Annotated in this window: 17 protein-coding genes; 13 read left to right on the forward strand and 4 right to left on the reverse strand. The window is 32.7% G+C overall.

Going from position 1 to position 19585, the window contains the following annotated elements; genetic code table 11:
• The first annotated feature begins 45 nt into the window (after positions 1-45).
• The 3 genes from Q0829_RS09615 to Q0829_RS09625 all read left to right on the forward strand — a co-directional run bounded on the left by Q0829_RS09615 (position 46) and on the right by Q0829_RS09625 (position 2474).
• A complete protein-coding gene (locus Q0829_RS09615) occupies positions 46-1725 on the forward strand; it encodes an AraC family transcriptional regulator (RefSeq protein WP_298541953.1) in 1680 nt (559 codons plus the stop codon).
• A gap of 123 nt (positions 1726-1848) precedes the next feature.
• A complete protein-coding gene (locus Q0829_RS09620; RefSeq protein ID WP_298541954.1) occupies positions 1849-2091 on the forward strand; it encodes a class I lanthipeptide in 243 nt (80 codons plus the stop codon).
• A gap of 116 nt (positions 2092-2207) precedes the next feature.
• Positions 2208-2474, forward strand: coding sequence for a class I lanthipeptide (locus Q0829_RS09625; RefSeq protein WP_298541955.1), 267 nt, complete (start codon positions 2208-2210; stop codon positions 2472-2474).
• Positions 2475-2538: 64 nt separating this feature from the next.
• Here Q0829_RS09625 and Q0829_RS09630 read toward each other — a convergent pair whose 3' ends face one another.
• The 4 genes from Q0829_RS09630 to Q0829_RS09645 all read right to left on the reverse strand — a co-directional run bounded on the left by Q0829_RS09630 (position 2539) and on the right by Q0829_RS09645 (position 5111).
• On the reverse strand, positions 2539-2667 hold the full coding sequence (locus tag Q0829_RS09630; protein WP_298541956.1) for a hypothetical protein: 129 nt from the start codon (positions 2665-2667) through the stop codon (positions 2539-2541).
• Positions 2668-2802: 135 nt separating this feature from the next.
• Positions 2803-2988, reverse strand: a complete 186-nt coding sequence (locus Q0829_RS09635) for a hypothetical protein (RefSeq protein WP_298541957.1) — start codon at positions 2986-2988, stop codon at positions 2803-2805.
• A 128-nt stretch (positions 2989-3116) separates the two neighbouring features.
• Positions 3117-3386, reverse strand: a complete 270-nt coding sequence (locus Q0829_RS09640) for a hypothetical protein (protein WP_298541958.1) — start codon at positions 3384-3386, stop codon at positions 3117-3119.
• A 105-nt stretch (positions 3387-3491) separates the two neighbouring features.
• Entirely contained in the window at positions 3492-5111 is a 1620-nt protein-coding gene (locus Q0829_RS09645; RefSeq protein ID WP_298541959.1) for a vitamin K epoxide reductase family protein, read from the reverse strand.
• Between the two features lie 331 nt (positions 5112-5442).
• Between Q0829_RS09645 and Q0829_RS09650 the strand changes: the two genes are divergently transcribed.
• The 10 genes from Q0829_RS09650 (at position 5443) to Q0829_RS09695 (ending at position 19580) form a co-directional block, all read left to right on the forward strand.
• Entirely contained in the window at positions 5443-6471 is a 1029-nt protein-coding gene (locus Q0829_RS09650) for a ligase-associated DNA damage response exonuclease (RefSeq protein ID WP_298541960.1), read from the forward strand.
• On the forward strand, positions 6468-8096 hold the full coding sequence (locus Q0829_RS09655) for an ATP-dependent DNA ligase (protein ID WP_298541961.1): 1629 nt from the start codon (positions 6468-6470) through the stop codon (positions 8094-8096). The genes Q0829_RS09650 and Q0829_RS09655 overlap by 4 nt, the downstream gene beginning before the upstream one ends.
• Entirely contained in the window at positions 8093-10561 is a 2469-nt protein-coding gene (locus tag Q0829_RS09660) for a ligase-associated DNA damage response DEXH box helicase (RefSeq protein ID WP_298541962.1), read from the forward strand. Before Q0829_RS09655 ends, Q0829_RS09660 begins: the two co-directional genes overlap by 4 nt.
• Positions 10562-10636: 75 nt before the next feature.
• Positions 10637-11275, forward strand: coding sequence for a ligase-associated DNA damage response endonuclease PdeM (gene pdeM / locus Q0829_RS09665; RefSeq protein WP_298541963.1), 639 nt, complete (start codon positions 10637-10639; stop codon positions 11273-11275).
• Positions 11276-11368: 93 nt separating this feature from the next.
• Complete coding sequence (locus Q0829_RS09670; RefSeq protein ID WP_298541964.1) at positions 11369-12949, forward strand: AraC family transcriptional regulator; 1581 nt, start codon at positions 11369-11371, stop codon at positions 12947-12949.
• A 148-nt stretch (positions 12950-13097) separates the two neighbouring features.
• A complete protein-coding gene (locus Q0829_RS09675; RefSeq protein WP_298541965.1) occupies positions 13098-13268 on the forward strand; it encodes a hypothetical protein in 171 nt (56 codons plus the stop codon).
• A 158-nt stretch (positions 13269-13426) separates the two neighbouring features.
• Positions 13427-14569 carry an aminotransferase class V-fold PLP-dependent enzyme gene (locus Q0829_RS09680; RefSeq protein WP_298541966.1) on the forward strand — a complete coding sequence of 381 codons (1143 nt, stop codon included), beginning with the start codon at positions 13427-13429 and terminating at the stop codon, positions 14567-14569.
• Positions 14570-14633: 64 nt separating this feature from the next.
• Positions 14634-17999, forward strand: a complete 3366-nt coding sequence (gene mfd / locus Q0829_RS09685) for a transcription-repair coupling factor (RefSeq protein WP_298541967.1) — start codon at positions 14634-14636, stop codon at positions 17997-17999.
• Between the two features lie 161 nt (positions 18000-18160).
• On the forward strand, positions 18161-18439 hold the full coding sequence (locus tag Q0829_RS09690) for a hypothetical protein (protein ID WP_298541968.1): 279 nt from the start codon (positions 18161-18163) through the stop codon (positions 18437-18439).
• A 229-nt stretch (positions 18440-18668) separates the two neighbouring features.
• Complete coding sequence (locus Q0829_RS09695; protein WP_298541969.1) at positions 18669-19580, forward strand: helix-turn-helix domain-containing protein; 912 nt, start codon at positions 18669-18671, stop codon at positions 19578-19580.
• Positions 19581-19585 lie beyond the last annotated feature (5 nt).

Consider the following 19585-nt stretch of genomic DNA (forward strand, 5'->3'; position numbering starts at 1 on the left):
TGGGCTATGCAAACTCTTCATATCAAAAAAATAAAGATCATATTAATGATCTTTTTATTATTCATTACTACCGTTGGTTATGCTCAAAAAATTACAATACCTGATTCTTTGCAAACCAAAACATTCGATGAAATTGAGGGTTTAATCCGCACCTATGTACAAGACTCCATCAAAGTCACATCTTTATCCAATATATTATTAGAAAAAGGCAAACAAGAACAAGATTCGTTGGGAATGACCATGGGATATTTTCAGGTATCCTTTAATCATTTTAGTGATTTGCCAAAACGGTTAGTCTATTTAGATAGTTCTGTTACTATGAGCGGTGCAATAAAACATCCTATTTACCCTCTCGCTACTTATATTAGCCGTGCTGGAGTTCATAAACAACTTGGTAATTATATTCGATCTTTAGAAGACTACCTTACTGCCTTAAGCTTAGCAGAGAAGGTAAATAATAATGCTTTTAATGATATCAAGCATAGTATTGGAACCTTAAAATTAGAGTTTGGAGAGTACGAAGATGCCAAGAAGATGTATAAAGAAATCATAACCTATGAAAATGAAAATGAAATTAAGGGAGAAGGACATTTAGCAACAATTTTAGGTCTTGCCAATTCCTATCGAAAATTGAATCAGCAAGATTCTGCATCCTATTATACTCAAGTAGGATTAGAGGAATCGATAAAAGATAGCCTCAATATTTATTATCAATTTGTTTTAAATTCAGGAATTAATTTATACGGTGATAAGCAATATGAATCCTCGCTGTATAGTATCAATAAGGCTATTCCTTTTATCGAAAAATATGATGCTCATGACACAGCTTCTTTAATCGATGCACATCTACACTTAGGCAAAATATATATAGCGCTTAGTCGTCCCAAAATGGCATTAAAATCTCTAGAAAAAATTGATTGGTATTTTGAAAATAAAAAACTACGCACCGTAGAAATGCGTGAAGGTTATGAATTATTAATTGATCATTATAAGTCGATAGATGATAAAAACAAACAACTATATTACATTAATAGGGTATTTGCTGTAGATAGTGTTCTCAATGCTAATTATAGAAATTTACATAAAACAATAACCAACAAATATGACACTCCTCAGTTATTAGAAGAAAAACAACTTCTAATTACAACACTACAGAAAAAGGAGAAAATAATATCTTTAAAATACAGTATTACTTTATTAGTTGTAATTATTCTTAGTATATTTTTCTTATCAGTGTATTATAGAAAAGTACAATATAAAAGAAGGTATCAGGCCATTATGCACCCGAAAAATAAGCCCGAAACAAAAGCTATAGAATCATCGATTACGGTCGAAAAAAATACTAAAACTATTGATATCCCAGAAAATATTGTAGAAGAAATTCTGGAAAGACTCACACAATTCGAACACAAAAATGGCTTCTTAGCTCGTAACTTAACGATTGCAGCTTTAGCAAAAAAACTGAATACAAATTCTAAATATTTATCCAAAATCATTAATCAGTATAAACAAAAAAGATTTAGCGTATATATTAATGAATTACGAGTAGATTATGTAATCAAACAACTTAAAGAAAATCCAAAGTTTAGACTTTATAGTATTAAAGGAATTGCACGAGAACTTGGGTATAATAATGATCGAGCTTTTTCTAAGGCGTTTTATCAAAAAACAGGAATGTATCCATCTTATTTCATTAAATTACTCGAAAAAGAGAATAATTCATAACATTTTGATTATTAAGTTTTTAAAAGTGCTTTTTCCTTGAAAATACATTAGTAAATTTTACAAACTTAATTCTTTAAGTGAAATAATGTTTACTTTTATATCGGAAACAAAAAGCGAACATTTATGAAAATTAAAAAAGGGAAAAAGCTAAGCTTACAAAAAATTAAAATTGCCAAACTTAATCAAAATGGTTTACGTCATATTATCGGAGGAGATACAGAGATAGGAGTTGATCTCTCTGCAACAGCATGTCATACTGACACTTGTCCAGATCCGACAGACACTTGTATTACTGATGGTTGCGGACCATTATTTGGTACAAATAACAATTGCCGATCCAACGAGCGATTCTGCGTAGCAAACTAAAAAGACTACAAATAAGATGATGACAAAGTCACAATATTCAAAATTGTGACTTCTGTTTTTAAACATCTTGGATTACAATTATTTATACACTTGTGTTCAATAAAAAATAAATATCCATGGAAAACAAAAAAGGGAAAAAGCTGAGCTTACAAAAAATTAAAATTGCTAAACTTAATCAAAATGGTTTACAACACATCAAAGGAGGAACTGGAGAAAATCCAATAGATTTTTCTGCAACACAATGTGATACAGACACTTGTCCAGACCCTACATTTACTTGTATTACAGAATTAGTTCACTCTTGTGGGCCTATAACAATTTGTGTATATGCTTCAAATAACAATTGTCGATCAGATGGAAGAGTCTGTGTTGACAACCTATAAAAAAATCTTACTATCTAGAAAAGAAATAGCATTATCATCCAGATAAAACTTACCACTATAGCCATTAAAATTCATGAATTGGAATACTCAATTGCGGAATTCCTGCAAATAATCCTACCGGAATCTGTCTATATTTTCCAGTAAATTTCTCCGGGGCAAGCCCGCGGAGCATTTTATAGGAACACGTTTTCAAACTTTAAACATTTACTGACGAGGCAAGCCTCGGGGTATTAGACCCTTAAGAGAATAAATAGCCCATATTTATACTATATATAAATATGGGCTTTGTTATAATAATTCGTTTGTTATTCAAACAGAATGTAATCTCCTATTGCTGACCACAATTCCCCGCAGTTCCTAAACCAAATCCCATAGGGATACACGTATTACATTCACTGTGGTAGCAGTCATATGCATAGATATCACATACTTTACCGTATACACTAGTGGAATTCCCTCCATCCGGAAAAGAGGTTTCATAATAACCTCCTCCCGACATTACTTTTAAATTCAACCTATCAAGTGTTTTAGCCCTCTTTACTAAAAAAGGTTATTTGCATTAACTTTTTTTCTGATTAATAACATTTATTTTCAGTAGGATCCCATATTTATATATAGTATAAATATGGGAATGATAATTTATTAGGGTTGTCTACAAACACCCCATCTAACAACGCTTATACCGTCTCCACCAGTCTGGTCGCCAATATTAAATTGAGTGGCACACTGATTACACTCACCACTACAACCTCCTGTGCCATCTAAGTCACAGGGTTTACCGCATCCTGACACAGTACCTCCAGTAAGAAAATCTGTTTCTTGTGGACCTCCTCCAGAAATCAATTTTAATTCTGATCTATCTAAAGTTTTAGCCCCTTTTTTAAATAAGCTATTTACATTCACTTTTTTCATTTTAAAAAATTTAAGAATTCGTATAAGATCTGAACATTTAAAGACACTCAGAACATATGTCTATTCAACGCGCGAAAAATATTTTTGAATTTTGTATTTGGTGATTTACACTAATTCATAGCGTAAATTTTCTTCTTGTAAGTCTTCAATAAAATAGAGGAGATCTTCAATAATGTATTCTTCTCTATTAAAAACATAATTATTGACCAATAAGGTAGGCGTGAGATATACTTTTTCGTTGATTCCCCAAACTTTTTGCTCCTGAAGAATCGTTACAATTTCTGGATTTATATCGATATATTGATTATCCAGCCATTTCTTTTTATCCTGATTCGTATCAAAACTGTAGATATCATTTAGTGCATTTCTACAACTGCTTTCTCCTTTCTGCACATATGTATGGATCAAATGATGTGCAATTTGCGTTGCTGTATCTTCTACATTGCTAAAATCAACACTAAAACGAATGACAACTTTAACTTTATGAGGATATATATCAAGAATTTTATCCACAGCTTTATGGGCTTTTTTACAGTAAGAACATAAAGGGTTCGTAATCAAAGTTAATGCTATTGGAGCCGAAGGATTTCCTAAAACAATCTCATTAGGAATTTCAATAGTATTTATAGGTGTTTCTTTTAATAGAGAAGCTTTAAAAAAATTAAAATTACGTTTGAATTTTAGATGCTGAATCTTCAAAATAGATAACTCCTTGTCTTTCTTTATTAACGGTTTTACAAAAAACCAAAACATAGTTACTATAATTATTCCAAAAGAAAATAACAAAACTTGGTTTAACTCAATTAAGTATAGCAATTCATCAAATGGTTTAGCATCTATAAATGAGCTCAAAAACTGAACGAGTAAAACACTCCCAATTCCTAAACATAAAAGACACCATTTTTTTATTACTAGCCACTGATATAGTACCGAATATAAAATCATTGGTACGCTACAATAGCCAGCAAGTATTATTAATGGGGCCAGAGAAGCGGCGCTTATTGAACTAAATAACCAGAGTAATAGTAAAGACGAGAAATAAACAATCCCCATATCACTTAATTTTAGAACTCCAAACAACAAAGCTCCTTTAGAATTAATAGTTGCTTCACAACTTGTTTTCTCAGAAGCGTTACAAAATTTAACCACAGTACTAGAACCAGAACCTATTTCTTGCTGAATAATCAAAAAGCTAATAAATACTCCAAGCACAGAAAGACTGAATGAAATAAGTTGAAAGATTGTAAAGTCTGATTTCAACATGATAGTCATTATGCTTACTATTGCCATTGTAAATACAATAGATTGAGCAGAAGTTGCGAAACCTATTCTCTTTTCATCCGCATCTTTTTCTTCATCATTGATGCAGATAACGATTCCAGACCAAATCTTTATAAATTCCTCTTTGGAAATGCTTTGCTCTTCTTTTTTATCTGTTTTTACAATTAATTTGTTTTGTTTTTTAGAAACTAATGCTAATTGTGGTCCTTTATCTCCAACAATATTTGCTAAAAAGTACTGCGGTAATTCTGTAAGAATTAAAAGTTCTTTTTGAAGTTCAAGAGCATAATGTTCAATTCCCAGATGATTAAAAAGATCTACTATGGCAATTAAATTCGGGAAATTCGGATGACTTATCAATTGAAGGTTCAATTCATCCATACTGAAATGATATCCAGAGATATCCAGATATTTTTTAATAATATAATATATAGGTGTTTTCAAAACAATATTATTTAGTCTGATTTTATAATCTTTGGTCAAAGATAACTTCAGAAAACCCTGAATAACAAGAGTCTTAACCTCCAATTCGTGGAATTGGAAGTTATAAAAAACCACATAAAACACTAAATAACAGTTAATTACAATAATCTCGAATTAACACAACAATTCCTTTGTTCTGACCATATAAAGAGAGGAAATCATCCGTTAGAGCAAAAAGTAATATCCCTAAAAGGATGTCAACAACTCCTAATATTTCTATAAACACTTTTTTGTCAAAATAGTATTCCGTAATTTCAATCAAACAAGTAAAATGGAGTTGTAATTATCATCTATGTCATATCGACCGCTTTTAGAATTTACAGAAAAAGGAATCTATTGTGATGTCGCAAAAGTATATCTCGATCCATGGAAACCTGTAGATAAAGCTATTATTACTCACGGTCATGCGGATCATAGTCGATGGGGACACAAACAGTATATAACACATCATACAAACATTCCAATTATACAACATCGATTAGGTGATATATTCGTTACAGGAAAAGAATATGGAGAAACTTTTACAATTAACAACGTAAAATTCAGTTTCCATCCTGCCGGTCATATTATTGGTAGTTCACAAATTAGAGTTGAACATAAGGGTGAAGTTTGGGTATTTACCGGAGATTATAAAATAGAAGATGACGGAATATCAACTCCTTATGAACCTGTAAAATGCCATACATTCATTACCGAATGTACTTTTGGGTTACCTGCATTCAAATGGGCTCCTCAAGAAGAAGTTTTTAGAGATATTAACCAGTGGTGGTCAGAAAACCAAACTGAAGGAAAAACCTCTATCCTATTTGGATATTCCCTTGGAAAAGCTCAACGGCTTTTAAAATATGTAAATCCTGAAATTGGTAAGATTTATACACACGGTGCTATAGAGAATATGACAAATGTGATACGACCAATGGTATCTTTTCCTAAAACTACCTTAATTACGAGAGAAACTAAAAAAGAAGAGCTTATCGGAAATATAGTGATAGCCCCTCCTAGTACTCATGGGAGTACCTGGATAAGAAAAATGGTGCCTTATGTCACCGCTTCTGCAAGTGGATGGATGGCTTTTAGAGGAGCCAGAAGACGCAGGGCAATCGATAAAGGTTTTGTACTTTCTGACCACTGCGATTGGGATGGATTGCTAACCGCTATCAAAGAAACGGAAGCGACTAAAGTTATTACCACACACGGATACACAGAGATATTTTCTAAATACCTGAGAGAATTAGGGTATGATGCTCGTACAGAAAAAACACAATATGAAGGTGAGCTCGCTGAAATAGACACCAAAAAAGAAAGTGAGGTTATAGAATGAAACAATTTGCAAACCTCATCAAAACTCTAGACAGCACTAATAAAACCAATTTGAAAGTAAATGCGCTAGCTTCATATTTTGAACAAGCAGAAGAAAAAGATAAAGTATGGACTATCGCGATTCTCTCTCATCGAAGACCTCCAAGACCTGTAAATACTACATTGCTTAGAACCTGGGCTTCAGAATTAGCAAACATTCCGCTTTGGTTGTTTGAAGAGTCTTACCATATTGTTGGTGATCTTGCAGAAACTATTGCTTTGGTGATTCCAGCGTCAGAAGAAAGTTCCACAAAGACGCTTACACAATTTCTAGAAGAGATGATCGCTCTTAAGAAGCAATCCGAAGAAGAAAAAAAGACATATCTACTAAAAAACTGGGAAGTACTTAACTATTATGAGCGTTTTGTATTCACTAAACTAATTACTGGTAGTTTTCGAATTGGAGTCAGCCAAAAGCTAATGACTCGTGCCTTATCCAAAGCTACACAAATTGATGAAGATATATTAGCCTATAAATTAATGGGAAATTGGGATCCTAATACTATTTCTTTTGAAGACTTAATATTAAAAAAGAATGAATCTGATTTTCTTTCAAAACCTTATCCCTTCTACCTAGCATATGCTGTAGAAAATGAAGTTTCAGATCTGGGAAACGTAGCAGATTGGTATGCTGAACATAAATGGGATGGAATCAGAGCACAAGTTATCATAAGAAATAATGAAATTTTTATTTGGAGTCGTGGAGAAGAACTAGTTACTGACAAATATCCCGAATTTCAGAAGTTTTTGGGTATTATACCTAACGGGACCGTTTTAGATGGCGAAATTCTACCTTTTCCTAATGGAGAGATTGGAACATTTAATGATCTACAAACAAGGATAGGAAGAAAAACAGTATCAAAAAACCTACTTCAGAAAACTCCTGTGATCTTAAAAGTATATGATATGCTAGAATGGAAAGGAAATGACATTAGAAATCATCCATTTTCTGATCGTAGAGAATTATTAGAAAAACTATTTCAAAAAGTCTGTGATTCTAAACTTTATATGAAACACGAAACACCATTACATCTCTCTGAGAAAATGACTTTCAACTCGTGGTCAGCAGTAGCTGATGAGCGCGAACGGTCTAGAGAAGTACGATCAGAAGGATTGATGCTTAAAAGAAAAGATTCTCCTTATCTAGTAGGTCGCAAAAAAGGTGATTGGTGGAAATGGAAAGTGGATCCTTTAACAATTGATGCTGTCCTGACATACGCAATGCGGGGGCACGGTCGAAGATCTAATTTATTTACGGATTATACCTTCGGACTTTGGAATGATGATAAAACAGAGCTCGTAACTTTTGCGAAAGCTTATTCTGGTCTTACCGATGCCGAATTTAAAGAAGTTGATAAATTTATTAAGGCAAATACACTAGAACGTTTTGGCCCAGTTAGAAGTGTTACCCCAGAATTAGTTTTTGAAATAGCTTTTGAAGGAATTGCACTCTCTAAAAGACACAAAAGTGGTGTTGCCACCCGTTTTCCTCGTATTTTAAGATGGAGACAGGACAAAAAAATTGAAGAAGCCAATTGTTTAGAAGACTTAAAAGCATTAATTCCAAATGTAACCAGTGATTCATGACACAAAAAGAGCTTTTTACAATCGCAGAATCTTGGTTCCAACAACAGCAATGGAAATCCTTTCCATTCCAGAAACAAAGCTGGAAAGCATTCTTACAAGGAAAAAACGGACTATTAAACGCGCCAACTGGTAGTGGAAAAACCTACGCATTATGGATTCCTATTGTTCTAAATTACATAAAACATAATCCCGATTACGAAACGAAACATAAAAAAGGTTTAAAAGCCATATGGATAACGCCTCTAAGAGCACTTTCGCAAGAAATTAAGCAAGCTACAGAAAGGTTTGCTGAGGATCTAAACACGCAACTTACAATAGGAATAAGAACCGGCGACACTTCTCAAAAAGAAAGAGCAGCACAAAAACGTTCCATGCCAGATTTACTCATTACCACTCCCGAAAGTTTACAACTGTTGCTTGCCTCAAAAGGATATGATAAAACTTTTAAAGATTGCACTGCTATCATAATTGATGAATGGCACGAATTATTAGGAACTAAACGTGGCGTACAAATCGAATTAGCATTATCCAGATTAAAGACAATTTCAAAAAACCTTAGAATTTGGGGAATTTCCGCAACAATTGGAAATCTGGAACAAGCTCGAGAAGTATTATTGGGATATGAATCGGATGCTTTACAGAACTCGGTATTAATCAAAGCTAATATTAAAAAGAAGATTAAGGTTCAAAGCATTGTTCCTAAAGAAATGGAAACCTTTCCTTGGCGAGGGCACTTAGGCATTCATTTATTAGACGAAGTTCTCCCGATTATCAAAAGAAGTAAAACCACATTACTTTTTACAAATACACGTAGTCAATGCGAAATTTGGTTTCAGAAAATACTACAGAAATATCCAGAGTTTGCAGGAGAAATGGCAATGCATCACGGAAGTATTAACAAAGAAACAAGACTTTGGGTAGAACAAGCTATCCGCAATGAATCATTAAAAGCTGTAGTATGTACCTCAAGTCTGGATCTAGGTGTAGATTTTGCTCCAGTAGAAACGATCATTCAGATTGGAGGTCCTAAGGGAGTTGCCAGATTTCTGCAGCGTGCAGGTCGCAGTGGTCATCAACCAGGTAAAACCAGTGTTATTTATTTTTTACCAACACACGCTATAGAGTTGATCGAAGCATCAGCGTTACAACAAGCGGTAAAACACAATACGGTAGAAGACCGTATCCCATATTTAAATAGTTTTGATGTACTGGTTCAATACCTTACTACATTGGCAGTTTCTAATGGATTTTATCCTAACAAAATTTATCATGAAATTAAAAAAACTTTTTGTTATCAAGCAATGTCAGAAGATGATTGGAGATGGATATTAAACTTCATTACCATTGGCAGTCAAAGTCTACAGCAATATGATGAATATAAAAAAGTAGAAATTCTAGAAGATGGATTGTTTAAAGTTAATAACAGAGGAGTCGCTATGCGACATCGGCTACAAATAGGAACTATTGTAAGTGACGCTGTATTAACTGTAAAATACCTAAAAGGAGGATATATTGGTAGTATCGAAGAGTGGTTTATTTCTAAATTAAAACCTGGAGATGTCTTTACATTTGCAGGAAGAAATCTGGAACTTGTACGAATAAAGGAGATGAAGGTTTTAGTACGAAAATCCTCTAAAAAAACTTCTAAAGTTCCTAGTTGGATGGGCGGTAGATTAACACTAACATCACAAATGTCTGAATTATTGCGTAGTGAATTATACAAAGCTTCCTCTACTACTAACGAAAAAAAATCTACTGAACTAAAAGCGCTTTCGCATATATTTAAAAAACAAGAAGAAGAAAGTATTATTCCGGGATCCGATGAATTTCTGATCGAAACATTCAAAACACGAGAAGGGTATCACGCTATCTTTTACCCCTTCGAAGGTCGATTTGTTCATGAAGCTTTAGGAAGTTTATTAGCATACAGAATCAGTCTTTTATCACCAATTTCTTTCTCTATAGCGTTTAATGATTACGGTTTTGAACTTCTATCCGATCAAGAGATTGATATGCAACAGGTAATTGACAACGATCTTTTTACTAAAGATGATATGCATAGTGATCTTCAAAAAAGCTTGAATGCAACAGAAATGGCTAGACGCAAATTTAGAGATATTGCAGTAATATCAGGAATGGTATTTACAGGATACCCTGATAAAATGCTAAAAAGTAAACATCTGCAATCCAGTTCACAATTGTTATTCAATGTATTTAGAGATTACGAATCTGAAAATCTATTGTATCAGCAAGCTTTTATAGAGACTTTTGAACATCAATTAGAAGAAGGTAGATTACAAAAAGCCTTAGAAAGAATTGAGCGGCAATCCATCATATGGAAATCTTGCAAAAAAGCAACCCCTTTTTCATTTCCCATTATTACAGATCGACTGCGAGAAAAATTATCTAGCGAAAAACTCGAAAATCGCATTAAAAAGATGGTAGCTTTGTTATCCAAGAAATGATCGCTTAAGAAACTAAACCTTCCCTCCTAAAAAGAAGGGATTAAGGGAGGTGTTATTTGAAAACTAATTTCAGTAATGAACCAAACCATACAGATACAAAATCAAACCTTTATTCTTCACCCAACTGGTGCTATATTCTGGGAAGAAAGAAACACGTTATTGATTGCTGATCTACATCTTGGTAAAGTATCCCACTTTAGAAAACATGGCAGCGCGGTACCACAAGAAGCTATTCTCAAAAACTTTGAACAATTAGACACGGTACTCCATGCTTTTAATCCTTCTAAAGTCTACTTTTTAGGAGATCTTTTCCATAGTTTTATTAATAATGAGTGGGTATTATTTTCTGATTGGATATCTAAAACTAAGGCAGAATTTATTTTAATTGTAGGGAATCACGATATTATTTCTCCTCATAAATATGAAGAAATAAACATCAAATTAGGTTCAGAATTGATTCTAGACAACTTTTTACTTAGCCATTATCCAGAAGAAAGAGAGGGGTTTTTTAATTTTTGTGGTCATATTCATCCTGGAGTACTTTTAGGTGGTCTTGGTAAACAGCGTCTCCGCTTACCTTGTTTTTATCAGAAAGAAAACCAGCTCATCCTTCCTGCTTTTGGAGAATTTACTGGCAATCATACGCTAGAACCTACAGAAAAGATTAAAATATATGCTATCACAAAAAAGGAAGTTATTTTAGTGCATCAATAATTAAAATTTATAATCCTAAACACGAACACTCTTTTTGCTTTTCAGACCTCTTTTGATAGCTTACTTACTAAAGAATATACATATTTAAAAAAAATGGTATTCAAGAATGCAAAGGATTCATCAAAAGCAATATTATACGCTCAATCATATTTATTCAAAGCAAAAAAAGATAAGGACACCTCCAAAATAGCAGATGGCTTCTATTATTTCTCACGTATTACTCAGGATGAAAAAATTACCGAAAAATATGCGGATAGCATGATTCTATATGCAAATAACTTAAAAACCAAATCTTATCCTGCATTTGCTTATTATAATAAAGCCGGAATAGCATATGATCAAGGGAACTTTAAGAAAGCCCTTGATTTATATCTAGTAACCATTGAAAAAGCAAAAGAATTTGAAAATACCCACCTTTTTTATACTAGCAAAAAAAATATTGGAATCTTAAAAAATAGGATTGGAGAACACCAAACAGCATTAGTGGAACTTAGACAATGTTATCAGTATTATTCAAAACTTAAGGAAAAAAAACCAAGGACTTACTTGAGGACATTATTTGCGTTATCTGATGCTTATAATTTGAATAAAAAACTAGATTCTGCTACTACTTTTAACGTTCTTGGCTATAAGGAATCAATAAAGTTTAATGATGAAAGTTTCAAATACTACTTTACATTAAATGAAGGAATTAATTTATTTGACAAAAAAAGCTTCACAACAGCCAAAGACAGCTTACTGATCGCTATCGAAGAGTTTAAAATAAATGATGATAAAGCTAATTTATCTATGGCTTACTTTTTTTATGGAAAAACGATGATGGCGTTAGGCAAACAAAAGGAGGCTATTGCTGCGCATATTAATGTAGATGATATATTTCAAGAAATATCTGAGATTATGCCTAATAATCGAGAGAATTATGAAATCTTAATTAATTATTACAAGAAGTTAGGTGATAAGGATAATCAATTAAAATATATCAAACAATTAATCACAGTAGATAGTGTACTACATACTAATTATAGATACTTAATGAAAACCGTAGTACAAAATTACGATACACCAAGGTTACTTTCCGAAAAACAAGAAATTATAGACAGCTTAACAACCGGAAAAAAAACATCTCATACAATCATTAGTATATTGGCTATTGTTAGTCTTTCGCTATTTGTTTTATGGTTAATTAATCATCGCAGACAAAAACAATATAAGTTAAGATTTCAGGAGCTTTTTCATAATCAAGACCCTCAAAAAAAACAAGACATATCAATAATAGTAAAGACGGAAAAAACTAAACTTACTATTCCTGAAGAAAGTATAAAAGACATACTTGGCAAATTAACAATTTTTGAAAATGAAATAGGATTTACCGAAACCGATTTATCTATAAACATTTTGGCAAAGAGATTTGGAACCAATTCTAAATATCTATCTAAAATTATTAATACCTATAAAGAGAAATCATTTAATCGTTATATAAATGGTCTTAGAATAGATCAATCAATAAAAAGGCTTAAGACAGATTCTAAATTTAGAAACTATACGATAAAAGCCATTGCCCAAGAAATGGGTTTTAATACTACAGATGCATTTTCTAAAGCTTTTTATAAACAAAATGGAATACATCCTTCTTATTTCATCAAAGAACTAGAAAAACAAATTCTAGCTAATTAAAACTTTAGGTAACGAATTGATATTTATCTTGTTTTATCACCCTGTTTTCACTGAAAACGGATATAAAACCGTAAAAAAGTAAGATGTAATTGTATTACTCTACTTATATTCGAATCAAGAACAAAATGCAAAATCTAAAAAAGGGAGAATGAAAAATAAAAAATTAAGTTTACAAAAAATGGTTATTACCAGACTAAATAATCTGCAACATATTAAGGGAGGAAGTTTTCCTGTTATTGATCCCGAAACCAATAATTGCACAAGTATTTCAACTAAAACGAATACTGATATTCTTAACACAGAAGATAATTGTAATTGATAAAACAAAGTTTCTTTAAAAGGATAAAACATTCAACTTTTAATTTTTTTTAAACATATTAAGAGTTCAATAAAACAATAGGGGATTCCTAATATTTTCATAAACACTTTTACATCTGATATCGATACACTAATTTTAGTTTTTTACTTAAAGTGTATATGCAACATCAAAAACACCTATTCGATCTATCACCAGAAATCACCTATCTCAATGGAGCCTATATGGCTCCTCAATTAAAATCCGTAACCGAGATAGGTGTACAATCTGTAAAAAGAAAAGCACATCCCTACGAGATACTACCTAAAGATTTCTTTAATGAAAAAGAAATTCTAAAACAGCGTTTTGCAACGCTCATTGATGCTCCGAGTTATAAAAACACTGCGATAATTCCATCAGTTTCTTATGGTATTGCTAATGCTGCTAACAATGTACCCGTTAAAAAAGGGGGTGAAATCATTCTGGTAGATGAACAATTTCCTAGCAATGTATATATCTGGCAAGAAGTTGCAAAGAAAAATGATGCAATCATCAAAGTCATTAAACCTCCTGTTGAATTAGAAAACAGAGGTAAACGCTGGAATGAAAATATTCTGGAAGCTATCACCAAAAACACTGCAGTAATTGCAATGCCCCATGTACACTGGGCAGATGGCACTTTATTTGATCTAAAAGCAATTCGTGAGAAAACCAAAACAGTAAACGCGATGTTGGTCATCGATGGAACACAAAGTGTAGGTGCTTTTCCTTTTTCAATAAAAGAAATTGAACCGGATGCACTAGTTTGTGGTGGTTATAAATGGTTATTAGGCCCCTATGCTATTGGAATGGCTTATTATAGTGATGCTTTTAATAATGGTACACCAATCGAACATAATTGGATGAACCGGTATAATAGTGAAGACTTTTCTGGACTTACCAAATATGAAGATCGATATCAGGAGAAAGCAGCTCGATACTCCGTAGGAGAATCCAGTAACTTTGTGTTAACTCCAATGATGATAAGAGCCATCGAACAATTGATTACATGGCAACCAAAAAACATTCAGGAATATGGAAAAAGTATTTCCAAAAATGCTGTTCAAAAACTCCGCGAACTAGGATGTTTTATCGAAGATGATGCATATAGAGCGCATCATTTATTCGGAATTTACCTTCCTAATCATATCGATTTAGAAGAGATTAAGGCAAAATTGAAGAAAGCACAAATTTTTGTCTCTTTTAGAGGAAATGCTATGCGAGTTTCCTGTAATGTATACAATACTGAAGAAGATTTTGAGAAATTAATATTGCAATTCTCTTAATAAATCGTATACTACTTTTGGATACAAATAGATAGCTCTTATATTTGCTTAAAATTATTGCTCTGTGAGTAAAAATATAATCACGCAAACCTTTGCACAGTCTCTGTCTCTGCAGAAACTGGGGAATGCTATTGCCCAGTCCGAAAGTAAAACACATTTACAAGGTCTTATCGGATCTTCTTTATCCTTTGTAATTTCGACTGCTTTTGAGCAAGCGGACAAACCTTTTTTGTGTGTTTTTGATGATAAAGAAGAGGCTGCATATTATCTTAATGATTTAGAACAACAACTCGGAGATAAAAACGTATTGTTCTATCCTGGAAGTTACCGCAGACCCTATCAAATTGAAGAAACAGATAATGCTAATGTGCTATTAAGAGCAGAAGTACTGAATAGAATCAACTCCAGAAAAAAACCTGCACTGATTATTACATATCCGGATGCTTTATTCGAAAAAGTAGTAACCAGAAAAGAGCTGGAGAAAAATACATTGAAGATAACAATTGGTGATACTTTATCATTAGATTTTGTCAATGAAGTGTTGTTCGAATACCAATTTCAGCGTGTAGATTTTGTTACAGAACCTGGTGAGTTTTCGGTTCGTGGTGGTATAGTAGATGTATTCTCATTTAGTAATGATGAACCGTATCGTATAGAGTTTTTTGGAGATGAAGTAGATAGTATCAGAACCTTCGATGTAGAAACACAATTATCCACAGACCAGATTAAAAAGATTTCTATCATTCCTAATGTAGAAAACAAAGCAATGCAGGAAACTCGCGAAAGTTTTTTGAAATATATTGCTTCTAAAACTGTGGTGTTTGCCAAAGATATTGACCTGCTCTCTACTAGAATTGACAAAAATCTGGAAAAAGCCAAAGAAGCCTTTAAAACACTTTCTGAAGACATCAAACACGGAACTCCAGAGGAACTTTTTGCTTCTTCCACATTAATTAAAAAGCAATTACTGGATTTTACTTTGGTCGAAATAGGAAATCGACCACTGACCAAAGCTGATTATGCGATTAAGTTTGACATAAAGCCGCAACCTTCGTTCAATAAGCAATTTGATTTACTAATCAAAAACCTGAATGAAAATCATGAAGAAGGCTATAAGAATTATATCTTCTGTGTAAGTGATCAACAGGCCAAACGTTTTCACGATATTTTTGATGATGCAGACCTAGACGTAAAACAATATGAAACGATTGTATTTTCTGCATTTCAAGGGTTTATTGATAACGATCATAAAATAGCCTGCTATACCGATCATCAAATTTTTGAAAGATATCATAAGTTTAATCTAAAGAGCGGGTACGCAAAAAAACAAGCCATTTCGCTCAAAGAACTTACCAATCTAGATGTTGGTGACTATGTAACTCATATCGATCATGGAATTGGTAAATTCGGTGGGTTACAAAAAATAGATGTCGAAGGTAAAAAACAAGAAGCGATCAAATTAATTTATGGAGAAAGAGATGTGTTATATCTCAGTATTCATTCGCTGCATAAGATTTCTAAATTTAATGGTAAGGACGGAAAACCGCCACAGATTTATAAGTTAGGTTCTAAAGCGTGGAAAAGCCTAAAACAAAAGACCAAAGCAAGAGTAAAGCATATTGCCTTCAATCTTATTCAATTATACGCTAAACGAAAATTACAAAAAGGTTTTCAATACAATCCAGATAGTTATTTACAACACGAATTAGAAGCTTCTTTTATATATGAGGACACGCCCGATCAAAGTACTGCCACTGAAGCTGTAAAAGCGGATATGGAAAGTGAGCGACCTATGGATAGATTAATCTGTGGTGATGTTGGTTTTGGTAAGACCGAAGTTGCTATTAGAGCAGCATTTAAGGCTGTTGATAATGGAAAACAAGTTGCCATATTAGTTCCTACTACGATTCTGGCGTTCCAGCACGCTAAAACATTTAGAGAACGCCTAAAAGATTTTCCGGTAGTGGTGGATTATGTAAATCGTTTCCGAACTGCAAAACAAAAAAGAGAAACGCTAGAAGATTTAGCTGCCGGTAAAGTTGATATCATTATAGGAACACATCAATTAGTCAATAAGAATGTAAAATTCAAGGATCTTGGATTGTTAGTTATTGATGAAGAACAAAAATTTGGTGTTTCGGTAAAAGATAAACTGAAAACGATCAAAGAAAATGTAGATACACTTACCTTAACCGCTACACCTATCCCAAGAACCTTACAATTTAGCTTGATGGCAGCTCGGGATTTATCTACCATCACCACACCTCCGCCCAATCGATATCCAATAGAAACCAATGTGATTCGATTTACAGAAGAAACCATTAGAGATGCTGTAAGCTATGAGATTCAGCGTGGTGGACAGGTATATTTTATCCATAATCGTATTGAAAATATCAAGGAAGTCGCGGGAATGGTGCAACGCCTGGTTCCGGATGCCAAAGTTGCGGTAGGTCACGGACAGATGGAAGGAAAAAAACTAGAAGGTTTGATGCTCTCCTTTATGAATGGAGAATTTGATGTATTGATTTCTACAACTATTGTAGAAAGTGGACTAGATGTTCCTAATGCGAATACCATTTTTATTAATAATGCCAATAACTTCGGACTATCGGATCTACATCAGATGCGCGGCCGTGTAGGTCGAAGTAACAAAAAAGCCTTTTGTTATTTCATTACACCACCATATTCTGCGATGACTGATGATGCGCGAAAACGCATCACCGCATTAGAAATGCATTCTGATCTGGGTAGCGGATTTAATATCGCTATGAAGGATCTGGAGATTCGAGGTGCTGGAGATTTATTAGGTGGAGAACAGAGTGGGTTTATCAATGAAATTGGTTTTGATACTTATCAAAAAATACTAAATGAGGCAATTGAAGAACTTAAAGAAAATGAGTTTGCAGATTTATATGAAGATGATCAAAAAGAAAAAGTGTACTTAAAAGATACGCAGATTGATACTGATTTTGAGTTATTATTCCCAGATGACTATATCAACAATATTACAGAACGCCTTAATCTGTATACCGAACTTAACGAGATCAAAGATGAAGAAGGGCTTCAGGCTTATGAGAAAAGATTGGTAGATCGTTTTGGAGAAATCCCGGATCAGGCAGTGGATTTATTAAACTCTGTTCGTACCAAATGGATCGCAACCTCTATTGGTTTAGAAAAGATTATAATGAAACAAGATAAACTGATCGGATATTTTATCAGTGATCAACAGTCGAGTTTTTATCAAAGCCCTATATTCTCTAAAGTATTACAATTTGTACAGAAAAACCCAGGAAAATGTAAAATGAAAGAGAAAAATACACGAAATGGATTGCGATTGTTGTTGACTTTTGAGAATATCGATTCAGTAAATAAAGCATTAAAAGTTTTACAGCCTTTACAATCTATCTATGAGAACATTGAAAGTTCTTGAACTCCTTAGATAAAAGCATATTTTATTACAATTAACTCTTTTTATCGATAAAAAAGTGTATTTTATCGATGTTTCAATTACCTCTCATTCTTAAAAAAGAGGAAATATTGATTTTATTATTAATTTCATTACAAGTTATTAGAATAAAACCAACTTAGATTATGAAAAGAGAAGAGAAATTCAGTTTTTTAAATAAAGCTTTAGTAATACAATTAAATAACCATAAACTTTACACAATTAATTATTCTAATATCGAAAGAAGATTTGCTGAGGAAATAGAAAACTACAAAAATCATCCAGAGCTTATTAGTATAGATGAATTTTCGATGAATTATTCATTTGGATATCACTCAAGTAATAACATCGATGATATGTATAGTAAAGAAGCTATGTTTATAGAAGTTAAAAATTACCTGGAAACCATAAAAATGTGCGCATAAAATATTATTTACACTGCTGTTTTATCTAAAAAAGTAGTTCATATCAAGTATACATCTTTTTACAAAAAATAGGTTCTTACATTAGAATAATTCCTATATTTCTCGCTCAAAAGAAAAACACAAAACTCCCGAAACCTCTTATTATAGTGAAATGTCAGGTCAATGTCGGGTCAATGTCAAGACAAAAAATTTGAGATTATATCTCTCACAACTAATATTGCTGTATCAAATGAAAACAAGTTCTAGTAATTCTACTACAGAGAGTACTACTTCAACAAAAACTAAAAACTTAAAGATCATGGAACAGCCAGCATTAGGTATAAAAATATCAGAACTCAGAAAATCAAAAGGACTTACTCAAGAAGAGCTAGTAGAACAATGCAATATTAGTGTCCGAACTATACAAAGAATTGAAGCCGGTGAAGTAACGCCAAGAAGTTATACGATAAAGACAATTCTATCCGCACTAGATTACGACCTTGAAAAAATACAAATCGAAAATTCTAAAGTAGCAAAAGAGTTTAAAAAACTATTTCTTCTTGATATCGATGATAGTAAAGAAGCCAGTTTTTTGAACAGACAATTAACCATATCCTGGATCAGTGGTATTATATATTTTATACTTGGATTCGGAGAGTTTGCATTGGATTATACAAGGTATTTTAATGATGAAATGATGGTGTCGGTTACACTTTACAGTGTGTTAAAATTGGTAATCCTTGCTGCAATTATTCTCTTTATGAGAGGTTTTATTCTTTCCGGTAAAATTTTTAAAAACTATTTATTAAGAATTACTGCTTTTATATTTACTTGTATGACAATTATTTTCTATACCTATGATTTACTTTCCTTACATATAGGTGAACTAGATTTTACATATATAGTAGGAGCACAAGGTGTAACTTATGGAGTCATTGGTGTTTTATTAGGAATCTCAGTAATTAGGCTCCAAAATGCCTTAGGAGTACTTGCAAAAACTACTGGTGTTTTTGAGATTATTACTTATGGATGCATGGCTACAATCATATTAGGCTTTTTGGGGTATTTCTTACTAACTCCAACTATTATTTTAGAAATCATTCTACTGTATAGAATTTCAGAAATGCTAAAAGCTAAGCAACAAGAAACTGATCTCTATTAACCTAT

This window comes from uncultured Aquimarina sp. (genome assembly GCF_947492405.1).
In the GTDB taxonomy this organism is placed as follows: Bacteria; Bacteroidota; Bacteroidia; order Flavobacteriales; family Flavobacteriaceae; genus Aquimarina.